Origin of the sequence: Actinocrinis sp. (assembly GCF_035938995.1) — a bacterium.
In the GTDB taxonomy this organism is placed as follows: domain Bacteria; phylum Actinomycetota; class Actinomycetes; order Streptomycetales; family Catenulisporaceae; genus DASZGI01.
The window spans coordinates 1-4,482 of sequence record NZ_DASZGI010000044.1 but is presented as its reverse complement, the minus strand read 5'-3'; the positions used below and the strand labels follow the sequence as shown (position 1 = coordinate 4,482).

The window sequence follows — 4,482 nt, the reverse complement described above, 5'->3', positions numbered from 1 at the left end:
CGTCGGCCTGGCGCCAGTCCAGGTAGACCTGGTCTTCGGGACACAGGACCACGCGATACCCGGCGCGGGCCGCAGCAACACCGTGCTCGGCCGAGCGCCAGGCGCCGACGACTGTGCCGCTGGCGTCGTCGCGCAGAGGCGGCTGGATGCCGCTGTCGCAGATCTCGTCCCAGCCGAGCAGTGTTCTGCCTCGCGCGGCCAGATACTCTCCGAGCCTCGCGGTGTACCAGTCGCGGATCGCGTCGGCTGACGGGAGGCCGAGTTCGGCGATGCGGACCTGCGCGCGCGGGCTGTTCTCCCATTGGACGGCAGGGCATTCGTCGCCGCCGACGCCGACATACTGGCCCGGGAAGAGCTCGAGGACCTCGTCGAAGACCTCGAAGACGAACCGCAGGGTGGATTCCTCGGCGTTGAGGACACCCTCGTGGATGCCCCAGCGAGTGACGACCTCGGGAGCTGCCGGGTGGCCGGGCGCGTCGGTATTGCCGAGTTCGGGGTAAGCGGCGATGGCGGCGCCGGTATGTCCGGGAACGTCGATCTCTGGGACGACGGTGATGTGCCGCTCGGCCGCGTAGGCGACGATTTCGCGGATGTCGTCCTGGGCGTAGTAACCGCCGTGCGGGCGTCCGTCGAAGCGTTCGTGGCGCCGGTCGCCGATCGGGCTCTCCCGCCGCCACGCGCCGACCTCCGTGAGTCGGGGATGCCGCTTGATCTCGACGCGCCAGCCCTGGTCGTCGGTCAGGTGCAGATGCAGGATGTTGAGTTTGTGCAGCGCTATCTGGTCGATGAAGCGCAGTACGTCGCGCACAGGCAGGAAATGCCGGGCGACGTCGAGCAGTGCGCCGCGCCAGCCGAATCGGGGGCGGTCGGCGATCGTCAGTGCTGGAATCCGCCAGGGCCTGTCGTAGACACGGGCACTGCGGTACGCGTGGGGACCGAGAAGCGCGCGCAGGGTCTGAGCGCCGTAGAAAACCCCTGCGGCGTCGCCGGATTCAATCGACGCGCGGCCGGGTTCGACGATGAGCCGGTACTCCTCCGCGCCAAGGTCGGCTGCGTCGGAGCGCAGCGAGATCACGAGGTCTGACGGCGCTGGCGCGTCGCGCAGCGGGAAACCGGTGGCCGGGGTGAGCCACCCGCGAAGCAAGGCCGCTACTCCCGCGCTGCCGGAGTCGGCGTCGAGGCCGGTGGCGGCGGACAGCTCGAACCACCCGTCGCTCCGCTTGATCTCGGCCGGACACGGCACGAGGCCGAGCGCTGTATTCATGTCCACCGCGTCCGAGTCCGTGTCCGCTGTCTGCGTGTCCGACGCGCCCATGTGGTCTCCACCTGCTCGTGAACCGCGCTGCTCATTGACCCACCGAGGCCGGGATGTTACAACCGATCAGGCAGAGGAGCAATTACACGCGGGAGGCCGGGTGGACGACGCGGCGCTGGCGGCCCTGGGTGCGGAATCGGTCGATTGGCGGTTCAAGGGCTTCCCCTCGGTGTTCCACGGCAGGACCGTCGCCGACCTCGTCGCGGCAAAACCGGCGCTGGCCGAGTTCTCCACCCCGCTCATGATGCTCGATGCCGGCGCGCTCGAGCACAACATCGCGCTCATGGCCGATTACTGTGCCCAGCGCGGGGTGGACCTCGCCCCGCACGGCAAGACTACGATGGCGCCGCAGCTGTTCGCGCGGCAGCTCGCGGCAGGCGCATGGGGCATCACGGCGGCCACCATCGCGCACGTGCGGGTCTACCGCCGGTTCGGCGTGAACACCGTCCTCCTCGGGAACGAGCTGATCGACCCGGACGCGCTGACGTGGATCGCGCGCGAGCTCGAACGCGACGCAGGGTTCCGATTCTTGTGCTTCGCCGATTCGGTGGAGGGCGTCGCGCTGATGGAGTCAGCACTGCGCGATGCGACACCGGCACCGGCACCGGGCACTGGCCGGCTCATCGAAGTGATCGTCGACCTCGGACTGCCTGGAGGACGCACAGGGTGCCGCGACATTGAGACGGCGGTCGCGGTCGGGCGGGCGGTCCGAGACGCCGCGAACCTGCGCCTGGTCGGGGTCGGCGGGTTCGAGGGGGCGCTGGCCGGGGACCGCTCCCCCGCCGCGCTCGAGCGCATTCGCAGCTACCTGCGCTTCGTCCGCAAGACGGCCGCGGCCATGGACGAACTCGGCCTGTTCGACGAGGCCGAGGAGATCGTGCTGACGGCAGGCGGCAGCGCATATTTCGACGACGTCGTTGACGCGTTGACGGCACCGCTAAGCCTCTCCCGGCCGGTGCGGCCCGTGCTCCGCAGCGGTGCGTATGTGACGCACGACGACGGCCATTATCGAAGGCTGACACCGTTCGCCGTCGCCGACGGCGGCGCCGGTACCACCGGGTTCCGGCCGGCGCTGAGCGTGCTCGGCCGGGTGATCTCAATGCCCGAACCAGGACTCGCGCTGCTCGACTTCGGCAAGCGGGACGCGCCGATCGACCTCGGGCCGCCGGAGCCGCATTGGCTGCGCCGCGCCACGGACGGCGAGCGTGTCGAGTTGACCGGCTGCTCGATCTCCGGACTCGCGGACCAGCACGCCTTCCTCACGCACGGCCCGGAGACGCGCCCGGCCGTCGGCGACATCGTCGCGTGCGGGATCTCGCACCCGTGCACCGCGTTCGACAAGTGGCAGCTGATCCCGGTCGTCGAGGACGAACACGTCGTCGACCTAATCCGGACCTTCTTCTAATTCTTCTAGCTCGCTGTCTTCCAGCTCCCTGCCAGGCCGGTCAGCCGACGAGGTCGCTGCCGGCCACCGTCTCGGTCGCGAGCAGGTTGAGCACGCCGAGCGGCCCCGACTCGGCCAGGGCGCGGCGCTGGCGGCGGCATCCGTTGCCGTCCTCGAGCAGCAGGCCGACCAGCGCGGTGACCTGTTCGCTGTCGCCGCACTCGTCGAGCGCCGGGGTGACGTACTTGAGCAGGTCCTGCACCGCGTCGCGGGCCTGAACCGGGCCGCCGCCGACGCCGACCAGCAGCCCTTCCAAACCCTGCCGCGCCGCATGCCATCCGGCCGCGTTCACCAGTTCCGGCGTCGGCGGCGGATCCGGCTCGTCGGGGAAGGTCCCGTCCGCCCGCCGCTCGCGCAGCGCCGTGAGCACCAGCCCTCTGATCAGGCCGGCCAGCATGACCGTCTCCTCGACGCGCATCTGCACGTCTGGGGCGCGCACCTCAAGGGTGGGGTAGCGCTCGGACAGGCGCGCCTGCCAGTAGATCTGGCCGCTGTCGCGGATCGCGCCGCCGGTCACCAGTGCGCGCACCCGCCGGTCGTAGTCGGCGGCGTCGGCGAACGGCGGGGGCGGCCCGGTGACCGGCCACCGCCCGAACACGACGGTGCGCCAGCTGGCGAACCCGGTGTCGCGCCCACGCCACAGCGGCGAGTTCGCGCCGACCGCGACCAGCACAGGCAGCCACGGCCGCAAACGGTTGAGCACGAACACCCCGGCGGCCCGGTCCGGCACCGCGACGTGCACGTGCATGCCGTTGATCATCTGCTCGTCGACCAGCTGAGGCGCGTCCTCGTACATCGAGCGGTAGCGCCGGGTGTCGGTGATCTCCGGGTGGCCGTCGACCGAGAACGGCGCGGAGCCGGAGGCGCCGATCCGGCAGCCCACCCGTTCCGCCGCGGTGCCCAGCGCGTGGCGCAGCCGCAGCAGGTGGCCGCCGACCTCGTCGAGCGACTCGCACACCGGGGTGGCGACCTCGAGCTGGATCTGCAGCAGTTCGTGCTGGACCTCGGCCACCGAGACCGCGTCATCGAGCCCTGCGACGTCCAGGACCTCTTCGGCGACGGCCGCGGGCAGGCCGGTCGCCGGATCGAACAGGAGGTACTCCTCCTCGACGCCGAGTGTGATCACGCCCTACAGATACCCTGCGGCCGGGGGCGGAACCGTGCTATGCCCCGGGTCGTCCGGATTCGCAGCCCGGTTGGCGTACCCGGGAGACCGGGGCGCTACTGCTCCTGCGCGAGCAGGCCCAGGTCCGCGGGCTGGTCGATGTCGACCGGGCGGCCCAGGCCCGTGCAGTCGACCAGCGTGATGTCCTCCTCGCGGGCGCGCAGGAAGTCGCGCGCGCCGCCGTCGCCGGTCGCGCTCGCTGCGACGTCGGGCAGGTGCTGCGCGGCGACCAGGACCGGATGGCCGCGGCGGCCGGTGTATGCGGCGGCGGCGATCTCCGCTCCGGCCCGGTGCGCGGCCACGACCTTGACCACGGCTTCGGCGGTGATGAACGGCTGGTCGGCCAGGAGGATGAGGACGGCGCCGCACGCGGCGGGCACGGCCGCGAGGCCCGCGCGCAGGGACGAGCTCAGGCCGGTCGACCAGTCCGGGTTGACGACCGCCTGGTCGAGCGTGTCGGCCCGGGCGAGGTGGAGCACGTCGTCCGCGCCCGCGCCGAGGACGCAGATCACCGGGTCGCAGCCGCCTTCGCGGGCGACCCGGGCCGCGCGGTCGACG

4 protein-coding genes are annotated in these 4,482 nt (G+C 71.5%); 1 reads left to right on the top strand and 3 read right to left on the bottom strand.

Features of this window, described 5'->3' with window-relative positions:
- Positions 1-1,315 (bottom strand): beta-N-acetylhexosaminidase (locus VGZ32_RS03035; protein WP_326884236.1); only part of this gene is annotated, 1,315 nt, incomplete at its 3' end.
- A gap of 100 nt (positions 1,316-1,415) precedes the next feature.
- Between VGZ32_RS03035 and VGZ32_RS03030 the strand changes: the two genes are divergently transcribed.
- Entirely contained in the window at positions 1,416-2,720 is a 1,305-nt protein-coding gene (locus tag VGZ32_RS03030; protein WP_326884235.1) for an alanine racemase, read from the top strand.
- Positions 2,721-2,760: 40 nt separating this feature from the next.
- Here VGZ32_RS03030 and VGZ32_RS03025 read toward each other — a convergent pair whose 3' ends face one another.
- Together VGZ32_RS03025 and VGZ32_RS03020 are read right to left on the bottom strand one after the other, a co-directional pair.
- The gene (locus tag VGZ32_RS03025) at positions 2,761-3,885 is read right to left on the bottom strand and encodes a glutamate--cysteine ligase (protein WP_326884234.1); all 1,125 of its coding nucleotides are present in this window, start codon (positions 3,883-3,885) and stop codon (positions 2,761-2,763) included.
- A gap of 95 nt (positions 3,886-3,980) precedes the next feature.
- Positions 3,981-4,482: nucleotidyltransferase family protein (locus tag VGZ32_RS03020; RefSeq protein ID WP_326884233.1), on the bottom strand; the 502-nt coding region annotated here is incomplete at its 5' end.